This is a genomic window from Kitasatospora sp. NPDC048298 (genome assembly GCF_043201465.1).
Lineage (GTDB): Bacteria > Actinomycetota > Actinomycetes > Streptomycetales > Streptomycetaceae > Kitasatospora.
On sequence record NZ_JBICYZ010000040.1, the window covers coordinates 41,588 to 59,983 of the forward strand.

Genomic DNA, 18,396 nt, shown 5'->3' on the forward strand with positions numbered 1-18,396 from the left:
ACCTGCCGCCGCCGGTGCCGGGGCGCATTCGGCGCTCCCGGTGCCGGCGGTCCTGCTTTCCGGGGTTTTCCCCCTCCGTCTCCCACTGTTTCCCGCTGTCCCCCGCTGTTTTCCGTCCGGGGCCGAGGCTCGTCCACAGGCCCGTGACCTGCGCGTCAATCGGACATTGATTCGCTTCTGATCGACTGCCAGCACCTTGGCTGGGGCGGTCCTCCACCGGCCGCCACCACCCGCCGTGCCCCAAGCCGTGAAGAGAGTGCCATGCCGATCCACCTGGTGCCCCAGCCCGTCCCCACCGTGCCCGCGCAGGGCCAGTCCGGAGCCGTCCCACTGGGTGCGGACGCGTACGGACGGGCCGCGGACGAGGAACCGGCCACCCTGCGGTTCGCCGGGCTGCGCCTGGTGCACGCCGCACTGCGCCGGGACCTCGCCCGGCTGCCCAACGCGCTGCGACTGCTCCAGCCCGACGAGGACGACAAGGGCGAGGCGCTGCTGCGGCACTGGAACTTCGTCACCGCGATGCTCACCTGCCACCACGAGCAGCAGGACACCCGGCTCTGGCCGATCGTGCGCCGCTTCGCGCCCGAGCTGCGGCTGCTGCTCAACTGGCTGGAGGACGACCACCACAACCTGGACCACTCCTTCACCCGGGTCACCACGCTGGTGCGGATAGCCAGCCGGGACACCGGCAGCGCCTGGCCGGTCGCGTACGCGATGGAGGACCTGGCCGCCCGGCTGGAGACCCACCTGCGGATCGAGGAGCGGCAGCTGCTGCCCCGGATGGAGCGGGTGGTCGCCGAGGGCTCCCGGCTCGGCGGGCTGGGCGAGCTGCTGGACCTGCTGCGCCTGGCCGACGGCCCGGGCGTCGCGGACGCGCTGGTCTGGTTGCTGGAGGGTGTGGAGCCCGCGCTGGTCGAGCGGCTGCTGGCCGAGTGCGACGACGACGTGGCCCGCAACTGGCCGCACTGGCACGCGACCTACCAGCGCTGCACCTCGCCGCTGTGGGGGCCGGCAGACGGTCCGGTCGGCGGCGTCGCGGGGGTCGGCGGTGTCGGGAGTGTCGGGAGTGTCGGGAGCGTCGGGAGTGTCGGCCTGGGGAGCGTCACCGACTGACCCGGGGAGCTTTCGCGGGCCGTTGATCTACGCGCGTGGCATGAGCCTCCGGAACGGGCCTCCGGCATATGCCAGAAGCCGTCGGGAATCGGGTGACACCTCAACTCCCCATGCCCCCTAGGGGATTCGACCCATCGCCCTCGGGGTCCAGGCGCCCCGGACGTTCCGGGCCGTGCCAGGGAAGGCGTCACGCCGGCGGTCGATGGCGGGCCGCGCCCGCCGCCCTACCGTCGACGGCATGACCACAGCGCGCAGCACGCCCGACCCGCACCGCCCCCGCCCCCGGACAGGTTTCCGGGCTCACTTCGGGACTCGGTCCCGTGCCCGCTCCCGGCGCGGCCCCGCGTTCCTCGCCGCCGGCGCCGTCCTGGTGCTCGGCGCCGGACTGACCGCCTGCGAGGGCGGCGTGGCCCTCTGCCTGGACGACCACAAGTGCACCGTCGGCATCAAGACCGACAAGGCCGACGGCACCAAGACCGTCAAGGTCTTCGGCGGCGACAACCCGATGGAGATGACTGTCGGCCACATCACCGACAACTCGGCCGAGGTGACCATCGGCGACCGGAAGAAGACCGCCGCCATGGACTCCGAGACCTCCGTCAACAGCGTCAGGATCACCCTGCGCAAGGTGAACAAGGCCGACCACTACGCCGAGCTGCACGTCGAGCGGGACTGACCCCGGCCTCGACCGCAGGCTCCCGACACCGGCAAAGCGCTCCCCGGCGCCCAGGGCCTGTCTCTTGGATCCTTGCCGGGTCCGCGACGCCGAGGCACGCACCTCGCCGCGTTGTCGTCGGTCGCCAATGCTCCGCAGTGGCTCCCTCCTCCGCCTTGCGATGCACGCACCCCAACGCCGCGGCCTGATCCGACAAAATCCAAGAGACAGGCCCTAATCCGGCAGGCGGTTGAGCCACTCCAGCGGGGCGACCCGGATCGCCGTGTGCGGCGAGCCGTCCCACTCCACCGGAAGCCCGACCGCCTCCAGCGCGGCGACCACCGCCCGCCCGACCTCCAGCGTCCGGCACTCCGAGGCCGCGGTGCTCTCCTCCTCGGGGCGGAAGCCGCCGTAACGCAGCATCAGCCCCCGCCCGGCGGCCGCCGCCTCGGTGTCCTGCTGGTGGAAGAAGACGAAGCCGACCGAGTCCGCCGCGGCCTCGCCGCCGATCTCCGCGTAGCCGCAGCCCGCGCAGCAGGTGAAGTCCATCGCCGCGACGATGCCCTGGTCCTCCAGAGCGTCGAAGGCGTCCGCCAGTCGGTCCACCTCGGTGGTCTCCGGCCAGGCCGCCTGCTCGGCCAGCCGCTCGGTCCACAGCGGAGCGACGATCCGCTCCGCCTCCTCCTGCGTCAGCCCCTGGTCGTCGAGGAAGTCGACCAGGGACTCGGCTATCTCGTCCGGCTCCTGGAAGCCGCACCGGATCAACTCGCGGGCCCGCTCCTGGGCGTCGCGCAGCACGTCGGGGGTGAGAACCGTCTCCTCGGTCATGTCCGCATCCTCGCACCCGCCACTGACAATCCGAGGGCGGCCGGCGCGGTCGCCCTGCTACCGTCCGCCCGGTGACTTCTCTGCTGCAACCGCCGCTGATCACCCGGCTGCTGGCCGCCGAGCGCGTCCTGGTCGCCGGAGCCGGCGGAGGCTTCGACGTGTACGCCGGGCTGCCGATCGCCCTCGCCCTGCGGGCCGCCGGCAAGGAGGTGCACCTGGCCAACCTCTCCTTCACCCACCTCTACGGCCTGCCCCTCGACGTCTGGGCGGAGCCCGACGTGGCCCGGATCGGACCGGACACCGCCGCCCCCGAGGGCTACTTCCCGGAGCGCACCCTCGCCCGCTGGCTGAACCGGCACGGGATGCCCGACACCGTGTGGGCCTTCCCGACGGTGGGCGTGCAGCCGCTGCGCGAGGCCTACCGTGCGCTGGTCGGCCGCCTCGGCGTGGACGCGATCCTGCTGGTGGACGGCGGCACCGACATCCTGATGCGCGGCGACGAGGTCGGACTCGGCACCCCGGAGGAGGACATGGCGAGTCTGGGCGCCGTGGCCGGCCTGACCGAGGTGCCCGAGCGGCTGGTCGCCTGCCTCGGCTTCGGCGTCGACGCCCACCACGGCGTCAACCACTCCCTGGTGCTGGAGAACCTCGCCGCGATCGACCGGGCCGGCGGCTACCTCGGCGCCTTCTCCATCCCGCGCGACAGCCGGGAGGGGGTGCTCTACCTGGACGCCGTCGAGCACGCCCGGGCCGCCTTCCCGGAGCATCCCAGCATCGTCAACGGCTCGGTGGCGGCCGCGCTGCGCGGCGAGTTCGGCGACGTCCGCTTCACCGACCGGACCAAGGGCGAGCAGCTCTTCGTCAATCCGCTGATGACGCTCTACTTCGGCGTCACGGTCGAGGCGCTGGCCGCCGAGCACCGGTACCTGGACCGGCTGGAACGCACCGTGGTGACCCGTCAGATCGCCACCGTCATCGCGGAGTTCCAGGACGAGCTGCCCCGGCAGCGGCCGCCCCGGCAGTTCCCGCACTGACGCGGGGCGGCGGCGGGGCCGGTCCGGAGCACGGGTCGGCGGGTGGGGGAGCGCGGGTCGGTGGGTCGGTCAGAACGCGACGAGCCGGAACTCCAGGTTCCCGAACCGCACCTGGTCGCCCGGGTGGACCCGTACGCCGCCCGCTATCCGGCGCCCGTTCACGTGGGTGCCGTTGGTCGAGCCGAGGTCGTACAGCACCCAGCCGCCCTGCTCGTGCCGCAGCTTCGCGTGGTTCCGGGACACCGAGGCGTCGTGCAGCCGCAGCCCCGAGCCCGGGAGCCGGCCGATCGTCAACTGCCCGGCCCCGGCCTGGGGCAGGCTCAGCCCGGGCAGCCGCTCGGTGCGCCAGGCCCGGCCCATCCGGTCGCCGAAGGCGGACACCCGCCCGACCGTGCGCAGCACGAAGCGCTCGACCGGTCCGCCGGTCGGCAGCCCGGCCACCGCCGCGTCCAACTCGCCGCGGCTGGTGGCCTGCAGGACGATGTCCATCCGGCCGAGGAAGGTGTCGTGCGAGAGCCGCCCGCTGCCCGCGCCGTCCCGCAGCACCCCGAGTGCCTGCTCCCGCTCGGCGTCGGAGGGGCGGACCGCGCCGGTCGGCCCGCCCGCGCCGGTGGGGAGTTCAGGAGGCGTCATGGCCGAATTCTCGGCGCGGCCGACTCCGGCTGTCCAGATCGCGCCGTGCCCGGGCGCGGGGTTCGTACGTCACGGCAGTCCAGACGCCCTTTCCCGTCGGGCGGTTCCGCGCGCTCGGGGCGTGCGGCCGGCCCCGCTCCCGGGTGCCGTACGACCCGTTCCCCGGTGCCGTGCCGTGCCGGCCGGTTCGGGGCGGCCGTACGGGTCGTCAGCCCTTGCGGGCGGCGGCCAGGATCTTCTCGGTGGTGTGCAGGAACCGGGAGGTGACCGCGCCCCGGTAGGCCTTGCCGAACATGTCCTTGGTGACCCACTTGCCGTCCTGGAGGTGGATCACGACGTACGCGGCCCCCGGATCGGCGCCGAGCACCTCGACGTCGCCCTTCGGCGAGCGGTGGGGGAGGGCGAGGTCGGCCGGCAGCGGCTCGGAGAGGAAGGCGACGACCAGCCGGACGTCCGGCGTCACCTCGACGCCCCGGAACGGCTCGGCGGCGAGCAGGCCGGCCACCTCGTCCACCGTCCGCAGCAGCACCGGCACCGGGTACCCGAGCGCCTCCTCCAGGCGCTCCTCGATCCGTCCGGTCAGCGCCGCGCGGTCCTGCTCGTCGGTGGTGAAGAAGACGTTGCCGCTCTGGATGTAGGAGCGGACGCCGCCCAGCCCGAGCTCGGCGAAGAGCCCCCGCAGCCGCTCCATCCGCACCGTCCGGCCGGCGACGTTGATGGCGCGCAGGAAGGCGATGTACGTGGTCGTGGTGGTCACCCCGCCAGTCTGGCACCGGCCACCGACAACGGTCCGGCGCCCCCGGTCCGTCCGCTCCTGCCCGCTCTCCCCCGCGCTCTCCCCCGCGCGCCCGTCCGGGCGGTCCGCGGACGGCGGCCGTCGGTGCCGGGTGCCAGACTGGCGCCATGGCTACCTGGCAGGATTTCGAGCACGAGGCCCCCGATCTGGCGCCGCTGGTCCGGGCCCGGTTCGAGGCGAACAAGCACCACGTCCTGGCGACACTGCGCAAGGACGGATCGCCCCGGGTGAGCGGAACGGAGGTCGACTTCGTCGGCGCCGACCTGTGGATCGGGTCGATGTACGGCGCGGTCAAGGCGCGTGACCTCCAGCGCGACGCCCGTTTCGCGCTGCACGCGCACCCGGGGGACGAGACCATGGCCGGCGGGGACTCCAAGGTGTCCGGCCGGGCGGTGGAGGTCGCCGACGAGACCGAACTCGCCGCCTTCGCCGCCGATCTGCCCGAGCCGCCGCCCACCCCGTTCCACGCGTTCCGGCTGGAGCTCGACCAGGTGGTGCACACCACCGTGGAGGGCGACCACCTGCTCGTCCACAACTGGCACCCGGGCCGGCCGGTGGAGCGGATCCAGCGCCACTGACCGGCGCCGGTCCGCCGGCAACCGCCCTACGGCAGGACGGACCTGAGGGCCTCGGGGGTGCGGGCCACGACGGCGTGACCGTCGTCCGCGGTGATGATCGGGCGCTGGATCAGGATCGGGTGCTCGGCCATCGCCGCGATCCAGCGGTCCCGCTCACCCGCCTCCCGGGGCCAGTCCTTCATCCCCAGGTCCTTGGCGGCCTGCTCGTCGGTGCGGGTGATGTCCCACGGCTCCAGGCCCAGGCGCTCCAGCACCCGCACCAGCTCGGCCGCGGTGGGCGGGTCCTCCAGGTAGCGCCGCACGGTGTACTCGACCCCGGCGCCGTCCAGCTCGCCGAGCGCGGTCCGGCACTTGCCGCACCGGGGGTTGATCCAGATCTCCATGCCGGCCACCCTACCGAGCCGCGCTCGCCCGGCCCGTCCCGCCGCGCTCGCCCGGCCCGTCCCGTACGGGAACTCCACTGCGCCCACCGGCGGTTGACCATGCAGGAAGCATGACCTCGCGGAGGGGAGCACCGGATGGGCGGCGCGGCGATCATCGAGCAGTTGATGACCACGGAGGGCAGGAGCGACCCGTACCCGCTGTACGCCAAGGCCCGCGAGCTGGGGCCGGTGGCCCCGATCGGGGACGGCATGTTCATGGTGAGCGGCTACGCCGCGGCCAACAAGATCCTGCGCATGCCCGCCTTCGGCGTCGCGACCGCCGAGCTGCTGGCCGACCTGACCCCCGGCTACACCGAGCACTCCTCGCTCGACCTGTTCGGCCGCTCGATCCTCCAGCGCAACGCCCCCGACCAGCCCCGGGTCCGCTCGCTGATCGCCTCCGTGTTCACCGCCCGCAGGGTCGCCGCGCTGCGCCCGGCCGTGGTGGCGGCGGTCGACCGGCTGCTGGACGAGATGGCCGAGCAGGGCGCCGACGGCTCGCCGGTGGACTTCATGGACGCCTTCGCCTTCCGGCTGCCGGTCGGGGTGATCTGCGAGCTGCTCGGCGTGCCCGAGCAGGACCGCTACCGCTTCCGCGGCCTCGCCTCCGACCTGACCGTCGCCCTGGAGTTCGTCCAGGACCTGGACGAACTGACCGACGCCGACAGCGCCGCCGACGAGCTGACCCGCTACTTCACCGAGCTGGCCGTCGAGCGCCTGGCCCGTCCGCAGGACGACCTGGTCACCGACCTGGCCCGGATCGCCGCCGCCGACGACGAGCGGCTCTCCGCCGAGGAGCTGCTGGCCAACCTGGTCCTGCTGCTGGTGGCCGGCTTCGAGACCACCACCAACCTGCTCGGCAACGGCCTGAACCTGCTGTTCCACCACCCCGAGGCGGTCGCCGGGCTGCGCAGCGGCGCGATCACCCCGGCCGGGTTCACCGACGAGGTGTTGCGCTTCGACTCGCCGGTCCAGGTCAGCGGCCGGGTCGCGCTGGGGGAGGACCTGGTCATCGAGGGTGTGCCGATCCCGCCCGGCCACGGGGTGACCCTGCTGGTCGGCTCGGCCAACCGCGACCCGGCCCGGTACGAGCGCTCCGAGGTCTTCGACCCGACCCGCACCGACAGCCAGCCGCTCAGCTTCGGCGGCGGCGCCCACTTCTGCCTGGGCTCCCAGCTGGCCCGGCTGGAGGCCGAGGTCGCGGTGCCCGCGCTGCTCGACCGCTTCCCCCGGCTCGCCCCCGGTGGCGTCCCCACCCGGCGCGACCGCCTGGTGCTGCGCGGCTTCGAGACCCTGCCGGTGACCGTCCGGTGACCGTCCGCTGAGGGTGCGCTGAGGGTGCGCCGACCAGCGGACGCCGGGACCGGAACGAGCTCCTCCGGCCCCGGCGGCCGGGACGTTCGGCCGTTCGTGGCGGGGTCGTTCGTGGGAGATCATGGGGGATGAAAGCGGCCAATCCGGACCGATCACCCGGAACGGCCACCTGCCAGGAGGTCCCCACCGTGCCCACAGCACCCCGCCCGCCGCGCCCCGCGGCGCCGCAGCCCGAGGTGCCGCGGTGGGTGCCCTGGCTGCCGGCGATCCTGCTGGTGCTGGACCTGATCGCCGAGGCCGTCGTCCCGCAGGCCGTCGCCGCCGGCTTCCTGCTGACCGCGCTGCCCGTGGTGGCCGCGTTCAGCTACGGCCCTGTGCTGACCGCCGTCACCACGGTCGGCTCGCTGGCCCTCCAGCTCCTCCTGGCGCTGCGCATGGAGCACATCTCCGAGCAGCACCACGTCTGGGTCTACATCACCACCCTGGTCTCCGGCGTCATGGGCACCGCGCTGTCCTGGCAGCGCACCCGGCAGAACCGCAACCTGATCCAGGCCCGCACGGTCGCCGAGACCCTGCAGCGCACCGTGCTGCGCCCGGTGCCCGAGCGGACCGGCGGGCTGCGGCTGTCCGGCCTCTACCGCCCGGCCCAGGCCGACGTGCTGGTCGGCGGCGACCTGTACGAGGTGTGCGACACCCGCTTCGGCGCGCGGGTGCTGCTCGGCGACGTCCGCGGCAAGGGCCTGGGCGCCGTCCGCACCGTCGCCGACGTCCTCGGCGCCTTCCGGGCGGCCGCGTACGACACCCCCGGGCTGGTCGAACTGGCCGACCAGCTGGACCGGGCGGTGCTGCGCGCCGCCGCCGACCGCGGCGACGACGAGCTGTTCGTCACCGCCGTCCTGCTCCAGTACCGGCCCGGCTCGGACTGCGTGGAGATCGTCAACCGCGGCCACACCAGGCCGCTGCTCCTCGGCGGAGGCGGCATATCCCCGGTGTCCTGCGCCGACGAGCTCCCGCTCGGCCTCGGCCACCTCGGCCCCGCCGACGAGCGCAGCAAGGCGATCGCCGTCGCGCTGCCCCCGGGCCACACCGTCCTGCTCTACACCGACGGCGTCAGCGAGGCCCGCGACACCACGGGCGCCTTCTACCCGCTGGCCCCCCGCCTCGCCGCCCTCGGCAGCACCGCCCCCGACCGGGTGGTCTCCTTCCTGGCCCAGGACGTCCACCGCTACGCCGGCCTCCTCGCCGACGACCTCGCCGTCCTCGCCCTCACCCCGGACGCCCCGTAGGCGAGGCCTCTCCCCGTTCCTCCCCCCGTCACCCGGACGGGTCCGCCGGGATGCCCCCGGGCGCGGGAGTGCGCAGGCTGCTGGCAACCACCGGGCCCGGCCGGGCCCCGAGGGCACGGCACGGGAGGACGAGATCGACGGGACACGGACGGCGGACACCGGCGGGGGAGCCGGCGCGCGGCTGCTGGCGCGCGGCGCCCTGCTGGCGGCGGCGGGGGCAATCGGGATGCTGCTGTTCGCGCTGGGGGAGGGCGGACTGCTGGTGGTCGCCGCGGGGCTGCTCGGACTGGTCGTCTGGGCCGCCGGCATCTGGTGGTTCCTGGCCTACCGGGGCGCGGTCCGGGTGTTCGGGCTGCTCGTCGCGATCGCGGCGCCGGTCGCGGTGCTGGTGCTCTTCGCCCACCACCGGCTGTGGCTGACCGCCCTGGTCCTCGTCCTGTGCTGGGGAGCCGCGCTGGTCCTCGCCCGCGCGGCACTGCGCAGGGCCACTCCGGAACCGCCGATGCAGGCGGTTGCCGCGCCCCGTCCGCAGCGGCCGGTCCTGATCATGAACCCGAAGTCCGGCGGCGGGAAGGTCGGCCGCTTCGGACTGGTCGAGCGGGCGGAGGAACTCGGCGCCCGGGTGGTCCTGTTCGACCGCACCGCCCCCACCGATCCCGTCGCGCTCGCCCGTACGGCCGTGGCCGAGGGCGCGGACCTGCTCGGCGTGGCGGGCGGCGACGGCAGCCTGGCGCCGGTCGCGGCCGTCGCCGCCGAGCACGACCTGCCGTTCCTGGTGCTCCCCGCCGGCACCCGCAACCACTTCGCCCTGGACCTCGGCCTCGACCGGACGGACCCGTCCCGCGCCCTGGACGCGCTGACCGACGGCGAGGAACTGCGGGTCGACCTCGGAGAGGTCTCGGGCCGGGCCTTCGTCAACACCGTCTCCTTCGGGGTGTACGCCGACATCGTGCAGCGCCCCGAGTACCGGGAGGACAAGGTCGGAACGGTGCTGGCGTTGCTGCCCCAGCTACTGGTCGGCGAGGGCGTGCCGCGCATCGACGTCCGGGCCGACGCCACCGTGCTCACCGGCGAGCAGGCGCTGCTGGTCAGCAACAACCCGTACGGCTCGACCGAGGGCCTCGGCATCGGCGACCGCCGCCCCCGGCTCGACGGCGGCGAACTCGGCGTGCTCGGCATCCGGGTGGAGGGCGTGACCGAGGCCGCGGACGTGGTCGTGCGCGGCAGCCGCTCCACCGGGCTGAGAGCGCTGACCGCCCGGCGGGTCGAGGTGACCGCGGACGGGGGCGAGATCCCGGTGGCGGTCGACGGCGAGGCGCTGCGGATGCCCGTACCGGTCGTGTGCACCCTGCGCCCGCGGGTGCTGCGGGTCCTGGTGCCGCGCGACCGCCCGGGCGTCCCCGCCTCCGCGCCGCCCGTGAACTGGCACCGGCTGGCCGACCTCGCGCTCGGCCGCGGCCTCCCCGGCTCCCATGGCCGCTCCGACCCGACCACCGAGGGGCCGACCACCGAGGGGCCGACCCGTGACTGATCCGAAGCACCACGCGGCCCCGCCCGCCCCGCAGGCCGTGCTCACCGACCTGCGGACGCTCGACGGAGCCGTCTACGCGGCCGTCGCCGGCACCCCCACCCCGGCCCTGGACTCCGCGCTGCGCCGCCTCTCCCGGGCCGCCGACCACTCGAAGATCTCGCTGGCCGTCGCCGCGCTCCTCGCCCTTGCCCCCGGCCGCCCCCGGCAGGCGGCGGTGGCCGGGGTCGGCGCGGTGGCGCTGGCCTCGGTGACGGCGAACCTGGTCGGCAAGCAGTTGGTCCGCCGCCCCCGGCCCGACCGGGAGCAAGCCCGGGTGGTGGTCGGCCGGCAGGTGCCGATGCCCGAGTCGGCCTCCTTCCCGTCCGGTCACATGGCCTCGGCGACGGCCTTCGCCACCGCGGTCGGCGTGCTGCTGCCGCCGATGGCGGTCCCGCTCGGCGCGGTGGCGGCCGCGGTCGGCTACTCCCGGGTCCACACCGGCGTGCACTACCCGGGCGACGTCGCGGCCGGCGCCCTCCTCGGCTTCGCGGCCGCCGTCGCCTCCCTCGCCGTCGTCCGCGCCGCGCCGCCGCGCCTCCCAACCTGACCGGGCCGCCCCCCTCGCCCCGACCCCACAAAGCCCGAAAGGGACCGGCGCCGAACGGCACCGGTCCCTCTCCGCTCCCGCGGGCCGGACGGCCCTCTACAGGTCGTAGTAGAGCTCGAACTCGTGCGGGTGGGGGCGGAGGGCGATCGGGGCGATCTCGTTGGTGCGCTTGTAGTCGATCCAGGTCTCGATGAGGTCCGGGGTGAAGACGTTGCCGGCGAGGAGGTACTCGTGGTCGGCTTCGAGGGCCTCCAGGACGGCGGGGAGGGAGGAGGGCACCTGGGGGACGTTGGCGTGCTCCTCGGGGGCCAGCTCGTAGAGGTCCTTGTCGACCGGCTCCAGGGGCTCGATCTTGTTGCGGATGCCGTCGAGGCCGGCCATCAGCATGGCGGCGAAGGCCAGGTAGGGGTTGGAGGCCGGGTCGGGGGCGCGGAACTCGATGCGCTTGGCCTTGGCGTTGGAGCCGGTGATCGGGATGCGGATCGCGGCGGAGCGGTTGCGCTGGGAGTAGACCAGGTTGACCGGCGCCTCGAAGCCCGGCACCAGGCGGTGGTAGGAGTTCACCGAGGGGTTGGTGAAGGCCAGCAGCGAGGGGGCGTGCCGCAGCAGGCCGCCGATGTAGTAGCGGGCGGTGTCGGAGAGCCCGGCGTAGCCCTGCTCGTCGTAGAAGAGCGGGGTGCCCTCGGCCCACAGGGACTGGTGGACGTGCATGCCCGAGCCGTTGTCGCCGAAGATCGGCTTCGGCATGAAGGTGGCGGTCTTGCCGTTGCGCCAGGCGACGTTCTTGATGATGTACTTGAACAGCATCAGGTCGTCGGCGGCGTGCAGCAGGGTGTTGAACTTGTAGTTGATCTCGGCCTGGCCGGCGGTGCCGACCTCGTGGTGCTGGCGCTCGACCTCCAGTCCGGCCTTGGCGAGTTCCAGCGACATCTCGGCGCGCAGGTCGGCGAAGTGGTCGACCGGCGGGACGGGGAAGTACCCGCCCTTGTACTTGACCTTGTAGCCGCGCACGTCGCCCTCGGCGGCGCCGCTGTTCCAGGCGCCGGCCTCCGAGTCGATGTGGTAGAAGGACGCGTTGGCGCTGGTCTCGAAGCGGACCGAGTCGAAGACGTAGAACTCGGCCTCGGGCCCGAAGTAGGCGGTGTCGGCGATGCCGGAGGAGGCGAGGTAGGCCTCGGCCTTCCTGGCGACGTTGCGCGGGTCGCGGCTGTACGCCTCGCCGGTGACCGGGTCCTGGATGAAGAAGTTGATGTTGAGGTGCTTCTCGGCCCGGAAGGGGTCGAGGCGGGCCGTGGCGAGGTCCGGGACCAGGGCCATGTCGGACTCGTGGATGGCCTGGAAACCGCGGATCGACGAGCCGTCGAACATCAGGATCTCGGACGGGTCGAAGGTCGCCGCAGGTACGGAGAAGTGCTGCAAGACGCCCGGCAGGTCACAGAAGCGGACGTCGACGAACTTCACGTCGTTGTCCTGGATGAACTGCTTCACTTCGGCGGCGTTGTTGAACATCCATCCTCCTCGGCGTGCGAATTGGGCTCACCATAGGAATGGGCCGTTTCCACTCGGTGACCCGCTCGTTTCCTAGATGTTAACCACGGTCGCCGGGCGCATGGCAAAGGCGTACGGGACGGTACAAATCACCCCGCCCAGCTGGGCACCCTTCCGTAAGTGGTCTGGACCATTCGAAAACTGCCGGGAAAGCCCCGGAACGACGATTCACCCGGTCGGGGGTGATGCCCGGCGGGGAGGGGAGCCGGTGGCGGAGCGGGCCGTCAGCCCGGTTAGTGTGGATTCGTGGACACCAGAGAAGCGTTGGGATCGTGGATCGACGGCCCCCGGGCGGCCGCCGAGAAGATGGGCGCCGACTTCGGCTACCGCGGCGAACGCCTCGGGCTGCCCAAGGAGGGCTCCGGCTCGATCGCCGGCCCCGGCCGCCGGATCGGGGCCCTGTTCGTGGACGGCTGGCTGGTCTCCCTGATCGCGTACGGGCTGCTCGCCCGCGGTGACCAGGCCGAGGCCAACCTGTGGACCAGCCCGCTGTACTTCCTGGTCGTGTCGCTGCTGCTGTCCACCACCGGCACGACGGTCGGCAAGCGGCTGTTCGGCCTCCGGGTGGTCCGCCTGGACGGCCGCCGCGCGACCATCCCGCAGGTCCTGCTGCGCACCCTGCTGCTCTGCCTGGTGGTGCCGCCGCTGGTCTGGGACCGCGACACCCGCGGCCTGCACGACAAGGCGGTCGGCACCGTCGAGGTCCGGGTCTAGCCCGCTGTACGAACGTGGAAACGGCCCCGCCGCGGAGCTTCCGCGGCGGGGCCGTTCTCGTGTCGTCAGGGGAGGGGGAGGGTCAGCGGGCCTGGCCGCCCTTGGGCATCCGGGCGCCCTTCGGCATCGGGCCCTTGGGGATCGGCGCCTTGGAGAGCAGGTCGCCCAGCGCGCGCAGGCGGTCGTTGGTCTCGGTGACCTGGGCGGCGGTGATCGCGCGGGGCAGGCGCATCAGGTGGATCTGGAGCTTCTTCAGCGGGATCTCGCCCTCGCCGTTGCCCACCACGATGTCGTGCACCGGCACGTCGCCGACGATGCGGGCCATCTTCTTCTTCTCGGAGGCCAGCAGCTGGCGGACCCGGTTCGGGTTGCCCTCGCCGATCAGCGCGATGCCGGCCCGGCCCACGGCGCGGTAGACCGCGTCCTGGTTACGGGTGACCGCGACCGGGGTGGTGTTGGAGCTCCAGCCGCGCCGGATGTTGTTCAGCACCGCGGCGACGGCGCCCGGCTGCCCCTCCATCTGACCGAACGCGGCGCGCTCGGCCCGGCGCCCGAAGACGATCGCCATGGCCAGCACGGCCACGATGAAGCCCAGGACGCCCAGGTAGACGGGATGCTCGATCGCGAAGCCGATGGCGAGGAACACGCCGAAGGTCAGCAGGCCGATGCCGGCGATGATCAGGCCGATCTTGGTGTCGACCTTCTTGGTCATGGTGTACGCCAGGCGGATCTGCTTCAGTCGCCCGGGGTTCTCGGATGTTTCCCTCGCCATAACGCTCATGGTACGTGGCACGGGTACGGGATATCCAAGCCCGGGTACCCGTTCGCCCCAACCGTGACCCGCGCGCCCACACGCCGTCGCGCAGAGCGACGCCGGGGTGGGGATGGCGGTCCCGGCGGTGCCGGAGCGTTACCGCCGAACGGGTCGTGTCGGCACCGTCTCCGCCGCCGCGTGGTCGTGCCGGCGGTCCGCCGCGTGCCGGCGGTCCTCGCACACCGCCGCCCACGCGTTGCGGCGCGCGTGCCGCTGGCCGGGGGCCAGCAGGACGCTTTCGGCGAACCGCAGCGCCACCCCCACCGACCGGATCCGCATCCGCATGCCGAACAGCTCCTCCCGTGGCTGAGAAGAATCGAACGCCCATCAGGCGTCCAGCGTCCCCACCCCGTGTTACCAGCCCGTGACCAGGCCGTCAAAGCGTGGTGAAGGCGAAAGGGCGGAGCCGAAGCTCCGCCCTTCCCATGGCTCGAACCGGTCGGTGGACCGCGAGGCCGGCGTCAGCGCGCGGTTGACCGGCGTCAGCGCGTGGTCAGACCGCGGCCTGCTCGCGCCGCTCCAGCGCCTGCCGGTACAGCCGGCCGGCCCGGTACGAGGACCGCACCAGCGGGCCCGACATGACGCCCGCGAAGCCCAGCTCCTCGGCCTCCTCCTGGAGCTCGACGAACTCCTGCGGCTTCACCCAGCGCTCGACCGGGTGGTGGCGCAGCGAGGGGCGCAGGTACTGGGTGATGGTGATCAGCTCGCAGCCGGCGCCGACCAGGTCGGCCAGCGCCTGGCTGACCTCCTCGCGGGTCTCGCCCATGCCCAGGATCAGGTTGGACTTGGTGACCAGCCCGGCCGCGCGGGCCTGGGTGATGACGTCCAGCGAGCGCTCGTAGCGGAACGCCGGGCGGATCCGCTTGAAGATCCGCGGCACCGTCTCGACGTTGTGCGCGAGCACCTCGGGGCGGGAGGAGAAGACCTCGGCCAGCTGCTCGGGCACCGCGTTGAAGTCGGGGATGAGCAGCTCGACGCCGGTGCGGCCGGCCTCGCGGCCGGCGGTCATCGCGTGCACCTGGCGCACGGTCTCGGCGTACAGCCAGGCGCCGCCGTCCTCCAGGTCGTCGCGGGCGACGCCGGTGATGGTGGCGTAGTTGAGGTCCATGGTGACGATGGACTCGGCGACCCGGCGCGGCTCGTCGCGGTCGAACTCGGCGGGCTTGCCGGTGTCGATCTGGCAGAAGTCGCAGCGGCGGGTGCACTGGTCACCGCCGATGAGGAAGGTCGCCTCGCGGTCCTCCCAGCACTCGAAGATGTTGGGGCAGCCGGCCTCCTGGCAGACCGTGTGCAGCCCCTCCTTCTTCACCAGCGACTGGAGGGCGTTGTACTCCGGGCCCATCTTCGCGCGGGTCTTGATCCACTCGGGCTTCCGCTCGATGGGGGTCTCGCTGTTGCGGACCTCCAGGCGGAGAAGCTTCCTGCCGTCGGGCGCGACAGCGGACACGTGCGACTCCTAGAACTAGACGGGGTACCCCCAGGGTACGCCTGTGGTTGTACGGCCTTCGCCGGGCCTGCCGCCCTGCAATCGCAGGGCAACATGGCTACCGGCCGGTAGATTCCCGGCGCCGCCGGGAATCTCGCCGGATCCCCGGCGGGGCGGAGGGTTCAGCGGCCGAGCGCCGGTTCCGGCAGCTCGGCGAGGACGGCCGCCAGGTGCCGTTCGACGGCCGGCGCCGCCTCGGCGGCGCTCAGCCCGCGCTTCAGCTCGCCGCTGAGCGAGGCCACGCCCGCGTCCCGGATGCCGCACGGCACGATCTTGTCGAACCAGGTCATGTCCGGGTCGCAGTTGAGCGCGAAGCCGTGCATCGTCACCCCGCGGGCGACCCGCACGCCGATCGCGGCGAGCTTGCGGTCGTCACCGCGCTGGCCGGCGTTGGAGGGCGCGTACTCGGGGCCCGCCAGCCGCGGGTCGATGCCCAGCGGCAGGCCCATCCGCAGGGTCAGCTTGCCGATGTCCACCACCTGCGCCGGATCCACCACGGCGTCCGGGATGGAGTCGCCCAGCACCCAGACCCCGCTGCGGCCCTCGACCCGGGTGGAGTCGATGCCGAACTCCCCGGCGGTGCGGATCAGCGCCTCCTCCAGCCGGCGGACGTAGGCGATGACGTCGATCGGGTCGGGCAGCTTGACGATCGGGTAGCCGACCAGCTGGCCGGGGCCGTGCCAGGTGATCTCCCCGCCCCGGTTGACCTCGACCACCGGGGTGCCGTCCAGCGGCAGGTCGGCGGGGTTGGTGCGCTTGCCCATGGTGTACACCGACTGGTGCTCCAGGAGCAGGACGGTGTCGGGGATCTCGTCGGCGACCCGCAGGGCGTGCAGCCGCTGCTGCTCCTCCCAGGCCTCCTGGTAGGGCACGGTCCGCTCGCCGATGCCCATGTGAACAAAACGCACGTTCTCGCTCACCGCTACCGCTCCTTGCCAGGCGTTCGAGACCAACCTCGCCACTGTACGCCCCGCCCGCGAGGACCCCTCAGCCGCCCGCGAGCCGCCGCCACCCCCGTACCCGCTCCCTCGCCGCGCTCCCTCCCCGCTCGCTCGACTCGCCGCGAGCAGTCCGCCCGCTCGCTCAACTCGCCGCGAGCAGCTGCAACCGCAGCGCGAGCTGCAGCTCCAGCGACCGCTCCGGCTGGTTCCAGTCCCGCCCGAGCAGCGCCTCGACCCGGTCCAGCCGCTGGACCACCGTGTTCACGTGGACGTGCAGCTCGTCCTTGGCCCTGGTCAGGCTGCCGCCGCAGTCGAAGTAGGCGCGCAGGGTGCGGACCAGCTCGGTGCCGCGCCGGGCGTCGTACGCGAGCAGCGGGCCGAGCGTCGCGCCGACGAAGCCGTCCACGTCGTGGCCGTCGCCGAGCAGCACGCCGAGGAAGCCGAGCGCCCGGGCGGAGGCGCCCTCCCCGGCGCGGCCGAGCACCCGCAGCGCCCGCAGGCAGCGCAGGCCCTCGCCGTACGAGGCGGCCACCGCGGACGGCCCGGCGGCCGGGCGGCCCGCGCCGACGGTGACCGGGAACCCGGCCAGCCGGGCCAGCCGCTCGGCGGCCTGCCGGGCGGTCTCCTCGGGGTCGGTGCCGCCGGTCTCGACGGGCACCAGCAGCACCACCGTCTCGGCGTGCTCGGCGCTGACGCCGCGGGAGCCGAACAGGTAGCGCCGGGCCGCGCCGGCCAGCCGTCCCCGGTCGTCGCCCTTCCCGTCGGCCGGTTCCGCGACCAGCACCAGGTGCGGCCGGGCGAGGTCGACGCCGAGCCGGCGGCCGCGCGCGGTGAGCCCGGCCGGGTCGCGCTCGGGGGCGGTCAGCAGGTCGGTGAGCAGTTCGCCGCGGATCCGGTTCTCGGTCTCGGCGACCGAGCGGCGCAGCAGCAGGAGCAGCGCGGTGACCACGCTGGCCCGCTCGAACAGTCGCCGGTCGGCGTCGTCGAGGTCGGGCCGGCCGCGCAGCACCATGGTGCCGAGCGCGTCGTGCCCGGCCAGCACCGCGCAGACCCACTGCTCGCCGTGCCGTACGGACCGGCCCTCGGCGCGGGAGGCGGCGACCGCCTCCGCCAGTTCGGCGGCGGGTGCGGAGCGTCCGGCCAGCGGCTCGCCCTCGGCGTCCAGGACCGCTATCTCCCCACCCAGCAGGGCGGCGACGGCGGCGGCGACGTCCGGCACCTCGGCGCCGCGCAGCACCAGGTCGGTGAGCCGGTCGTGCGCCTGCTCGGCGCGCTGCACGGCGGCGGAGTGGGCCCGGACCAGCTCGTTGGCGGCGTTCAGCTCGGCGAGCGCGGCACGGGTGTCGGCCAGCGACTTGGCGGTGTCCAGGGCGATCGCGGCGTGCGCGGCCAGCGAGCAGAGCAGCGCGACCTCGTCGGGGGAGAAGGCGCGCGGCGTGCGGTCGGCGGCGAACAGGACGCCGATGACCTGCCCGCCGATCAGCAGCGGCACCCCGATGATCGCCACCAGTCCCTCGTCCAGCACGCCCGCGTCGATCGTGCCGGTGTGGTGGAAGCGCTCGTCGTTGCGGTAGTCGGGGGTGGCGTACGGGCGGGCGGTCTGCGCGACCAGCCCGCCCAGGCCGTCGCCGAGGCTGAGCCGCAGGGTCTGGAACAGGACGGAGACCGAGCCGTCGGTGACCCGCATGTAGGTGTCGCCCGCGGCCTCGTCCGGCAGGGTCAGGTAGGCGGTGTCGGTGCCGAGCAGCATCCGGGCCCGGCGGACGATCGCCTGGAGCACCGAGTCCAGGTCCCGGGAGGCGGCGAGGTCTCCTGCGGTGTCGAACAGGGCGGTCAACTCGGCTTCGCGGCGCCGGTGTTGACGCAGGGTGCGGTGGACCCGCAGGGCCTGCCAGGTGGCGTCGTCGATCTCGGCGAGGACGGCGGCCGGCGCCCCGCGGCGGCGGGCGTCGGCCAGCACGTCGGCGAAGTCCTCGGTGGCGGCGCCGGAGGCGAGCAGGTCGAGCAGCCGCCGCAGCGCGGGCGCGGCGCTTTCGTGAGGGTGGTTCATGGTGCGTGCTGCCAATCGGCGTCGGTTCCGTCGGTTCCGAGAAAGCGCGATCGTATCGGCTCGGTCC

Annotated in this window: 19 protein-coding genes; 9 read left to right on the plus strand and 10 right to left on the minus strand. The window is 73.6% G+C overall.

Translation table 11 applies throughout. From position 1 onward, the window contains the following. Positions 1-261 precede the first annotated feature (261 nt). A complete protein-coding gene (locus ACGF0D_RS26820) occupies positions 262-1,113 on the plus strand; it encodes a hemerythrin domain-containing protein (protein ID WP_392920447.1) in 852 nt (283 codons plus the stop codon). A gap of 238 nt (positions 1,114-1,351) precedes the next feature. Next, a complete protein-coding gene (locus ACGF0D_RS26825) occupies positions 1,352-1,789 on the plus strand; it encodes a hypothetical protein (protein ID WP_392920450.1) in 438 nt (145 codons plus the stop codon). A 213-nt stretch (positions 1,790-2,002) separates the two neighbouring features. Here the strand turns inward: ACGF0D_RS26825 and ACGF0D_RS26830 are convergent, their stop codons facing one another. Further along, positions 2,003-2,596: a DUF6891 domain-containing protein gene (locus ACGF0D_RS26830; protein WP_392869495.1), complete on the minus strand. Its 594-nt coding sequence runs from the start codon at positions 2,594-2,596 to the stop codon at positions 2,003-2,005. 71 nt (positions 2,597-2,667) lie between these two features. On the opposite strand from ACGF0D_RS26830, the gene ACGF0D_RS26835 reads away from it, so the two are divergent. Continuing rightward, positions 2,668-3,630, plus strand: a complete 963-nt coding sequence (locus ACGF0D_RS26835) for a DUF1152 domain-containing protein (protein ID WP_392920452.1) — start codon at positions 2,668-2,670, stop codon at positions 3,628-3,630. A 69-nt stretch (positions 3,631-3,699) separates the two neighbouring features. Here ACGF0D_RS26835 and ACGF0D_RS26840 read toward each other — a convergent pair whose 3' ends face one another. Both ACGF0D_RS26840 and ACGF0D_RS26845 read right to left on the minus strand, forming a co-directional pair. Beyond that, positions 3,700-4,263 carry an FHA domain-containing protein gene (locus ACGF0D_RS26840; RefSeq protein ID WP_392869492.1) on the minus strand — a complete coding sequence of 188 codons (564 nt, stop codon included), beginning with the start codon at positions 4,261-4,263 and terminating at the stop codon, positions 3,700-3,702. Between the two features lie 208 nt (positions 4,264-4,471). Continuing rightward, positions 4,472-5,020: a DUF1697 domain-containing protein gene (locus ACGF0D_RS26845; RefSeq protein ID WP_392869490.1), complete on the minus strand. Its 549-nt coding sequence runs from the start codon at positions 5,018-5,020 to the stop codon at positions 4,472-4,474. A 146-nt stretch (positions 5,021-5,166) separates the two neighbouring features. On the opposite strand from ACGF0D_RS26845, the gene ACGF0D_RS26850 reads away from it, so the two are divergent. Continuing rightward, on the plus strand, positions 5,167-5,637 hold the full coding sequence (locus ACGF0D_RS26850) for a pyridoxamine 5'-phosphate oxidase family protein (protein WP_392869488.1): 471 nt from the start codon (positions 5,167-5,169) through the stop codon (positions 5,635-5,637). 26 nt (positions 5,638-5,663) lie between these two features. Here ACGF0D_RS26850 and ACGF0D_RS26855 read toward each other — a convergent pair whose 3' ends face one another. After that, entirely contained in the window at positions 5,664-6,020 is a 357-nt protein-coding gene (locus tag ACGF0D_RS26855) for an arsenate reductase family protein (protein WP_392920455.1), read from the minus strand. A gap of 135 nt (positions 6,021-6,155) precedes the next feature. On the opposite strand from ACGF0D_RS26855, the gene ACGF0D_RS26860 reads away from it, so the two are divergent. From ACGF0D_RS26860 to ACGF0D_RS26875, 4 genes are all read left to right on the plus strand, one after another. After that, a complete protein-coding gene (locus ACGF0D_RS26860) occupies positions 6,156-7,373 on the plus strand; it encodes a cytochrome P450 (RefSeq protein ID WP_392920458.1) in 1,218 nt (405 codons plus the stop codon). A 188-nt stretch (positions 7,374-7,561) separates the two neighbouring features. After that, positions 7,562-8,659, plus strand: coding sequence for a PP2C family protein-serine/threonine phosphatase (locus ACGF0D_RS26865; protein ID WP_392920461.1), 1,098 nt, complete (start codon positions 7,562-7,564; stop codon positions 8,657-8,659). A gap of 226 nt (positions 8,660-8,885) precedes the next feature. Then, positions 8,886-10,190: a diacylglycerol/lipid kinase family protein gene (locus ACGF0D_RS26870; RefSeq protein WP_392920464.1), complete on the plus strand. Its 1,305-nt coding sequence runs from the start codon at positions 8,886-8,888 to the stop codon at positions 10,188-10,190. Next, positions 10,183-10,776 (plus strand): phosphatase PAP2 family protein, encoded by a 594-nt coding sequence (locus ACGF0D_RS26875; RefSeq protein WP_392920467.1) that lies wholly within the window; start codon positions 10,183-10,185, stop codon positions 10,774-10,776. Before ACGF0D_RS26870 ends, ACGF0D_RS26875 begins: the two co-directional genes overlap by 8 nt. 96 nt (positions 10,777-10,872) lie before the next feature. On the opposite strand, the gene glnA is transcribed toward ACGF0D_RS26875, so the two are convergent. Next, positions 10,873-12,285 carry a type I glutamate--ammonia ligase gene (glnA, locus tag ACGF0D_RS26880; RefSeq protein WP_392869476.1) on the minus strand — a complete coding sequence of 471 codons (1,413 nt, stop codon included), beginning with the start codon at positions 12,283-12,285 and terminating at the stop codon, positions 10,873-10,875. A gap of 285 nt (positions 12,286-12,570) precedes the next feature. On the opposite strand from glnA, the gene ACGF0D_RS26885 reads away from it, so the two are divergent. After that, positions 12,571-13,038, plus strand: coding sequence for an RDD family protein (locus tag ACGF0D_RS26885; RefSeq protein WP_392869474.1), 468 nt, complete (start codon positions 12,571-12,573; stop codon positions 13,036-13,038). Between the two features lie 82 nt (positions 13,039-13,120). Here the strand turns inward: ACGF0D_RS26885 and ACGF0D_RS26890 are convergent, their stop codons facing one another. The 5 genes from ACGF0D_RS26890 to ACGF0D_RS26910 form a co-directional block, all read right to left on the minus strand. After that, positions 13,121-13,819, minus strand: a complete 699-nt coding sequence (locus ACGF0D_RS26890) for a DUF4191 domain-containing protein (RefSeq protein ID WP_392870081.1) — start codon at positions 13,817-13,819, stop codon at positions 13,121-13,123. Between the two features lie 129 nt (positions 13,820-13,948). Continuing rightward, positions 13,949-14,137, minus strand: coding sequence for a hypothetical protein (locus ACGF0D_RS26895; RefSeq protein WP_392869472.1), 189 nt, complete (start codon positions 14,135-14,137; stop codon positions 13,949-13,951). 208 nt (positions 14,138-14,345) lie between these two features. After that, positions 14,346-15,299 carry a lipoyl synthase gene (lipA, locus tag ACGF0D_RS26900; protein ID WP_360349931.1) on the minus strand — a complete coding sequence of 318 codons (954 nt, stop codon included), beginning with the start codon at positions 15,297-15,299 and terminating at the stop codon, positions 14,346-14,348. A gap of 161 nt (positions 15,300-15,460) precedes the next feature. Continuing rightward, positions 15,461-16,231, minus strand: coding sequence for a lipoyl(octanoyl) transferase LipB (gene lipB / locus ACGF0D_RS26905; protein ID WP_392920508.1), 771 nt, complete (start codon positions 16,229-16,231; stop codon positions 15,461-15,463). A gap of 190 nt (positions 16,232-16,421) precedes the next feature. Next, positions 16,422-18,329 (minus strand): helix-turn-helix domain-containing protein, encoded by a 1,908-nt coding sequence (locus ACGF0D_RS26910; RefSeq protein WP_392869470.1) that lies wholly within the window; start codon positions 18,327-18,329, stop codon positions 16,422-16,424. Positions 18,330-18,396: the final 67 nt, after the last annotated feature.

Excerpts from the sequence above, each read along its gene's own strand:
- ACGF0D_RS26820 (WP_392920447.1), top strand. The coding sequence starts at position 262 with ATGCCGATCCACCTGGTGCCCCAGCCCGTCCCCACCGTGCCCGCGCAG.
- ACGF0D_RS26825 (WP_392920450.1), top strand. The coding sequence starts at position 1,352 with ATGACCACAGCGCGCAGCACGCCCGACCCGCACCGCCCCCGCCCCCGG.
- ACGF0D_RS26830 (WP_392869495.1), bottom strand. The coding sequence starts at position 2,596 with ATGACCGAGGAGACGGTTCTCACCCCCGACGTGCTGCGCGACGCCCAG.
- ACGF0D_RS26840 (WP_392869492.1), bottom strand. The coding sequence starts at position 4,263 with ATGACGCCTCCTGAACTCCCCACCGGCGCGGGCGGGCCGACCGGCGCG.
- ACGF0D_RS26850 (WP_392869488.1), top strand. The coding sequence starts at position 5,167 with ATGGCTACCTGGCAGGATTTCGAGCACGAGGCCCCCGATCTGGCGCCG.
- ACGF0D_RS26855 (WP_392920455.1), bottom strand. The coding sequence starts at position 6,020 with ATGGAGATCTGGATCAACCCCCGGTGCGGCAAGTGCCGGACCGCGCTC.
- ACGF0D_RS26860 (WP_392920458.1), top strand. The coding sequence starts at position 6,156 with ATGGGCGGCGCGGCGATCATCGAGCAGTTGATGACCACGGAGGGCAGG.
- ACGF0D_RS26870 (WP_392920464.1), top strand. The coding sequence starts at position 8,886 with ATGCTGCTGTTCGCGCTGGGGGAGGGCGGACTGCTGGTGGTCGCCGCG.
- glnA (WP_392869476.1), bottom strand. The coding sequence starts at position 12,285 with ATGTTCAACAACGCCGCCGAAGTGAAGCAGTTCATCCAGGACAACGAC.
- ACGF0D_RS26890 (WP_392870081.1), bottom strand. The coding sequence starts at position 13,819 with ATGAGCGTTATGGCGAGGGAAACATCCGAGAACCCCGGGCGACTGAAG.
- ACGF0D_RS26895 (WP_392869472.1), bottom strand. The coding sequence starts at position 14,137 with ATGCGGATGCGGATCCGGTCGGTGGGGGTGGCGCTGCGGTTCGCCGAA.
- lipB (WP_392920508.1), bottom strand. The coding sequence starts at position 16,231 with ATGGGCATCGGCGAGCGGACCGTGCCCTACCAGGAGGCCTGGGAGGAG.
- ACGF0D_RS26910 (WP_392869470.1), bottom strand. The coding sequence starts at position 18,329 with ATGAACCACCCTCACGAAAGCGCCGCGCCCGCGCTGCGGCGGCTGCTC.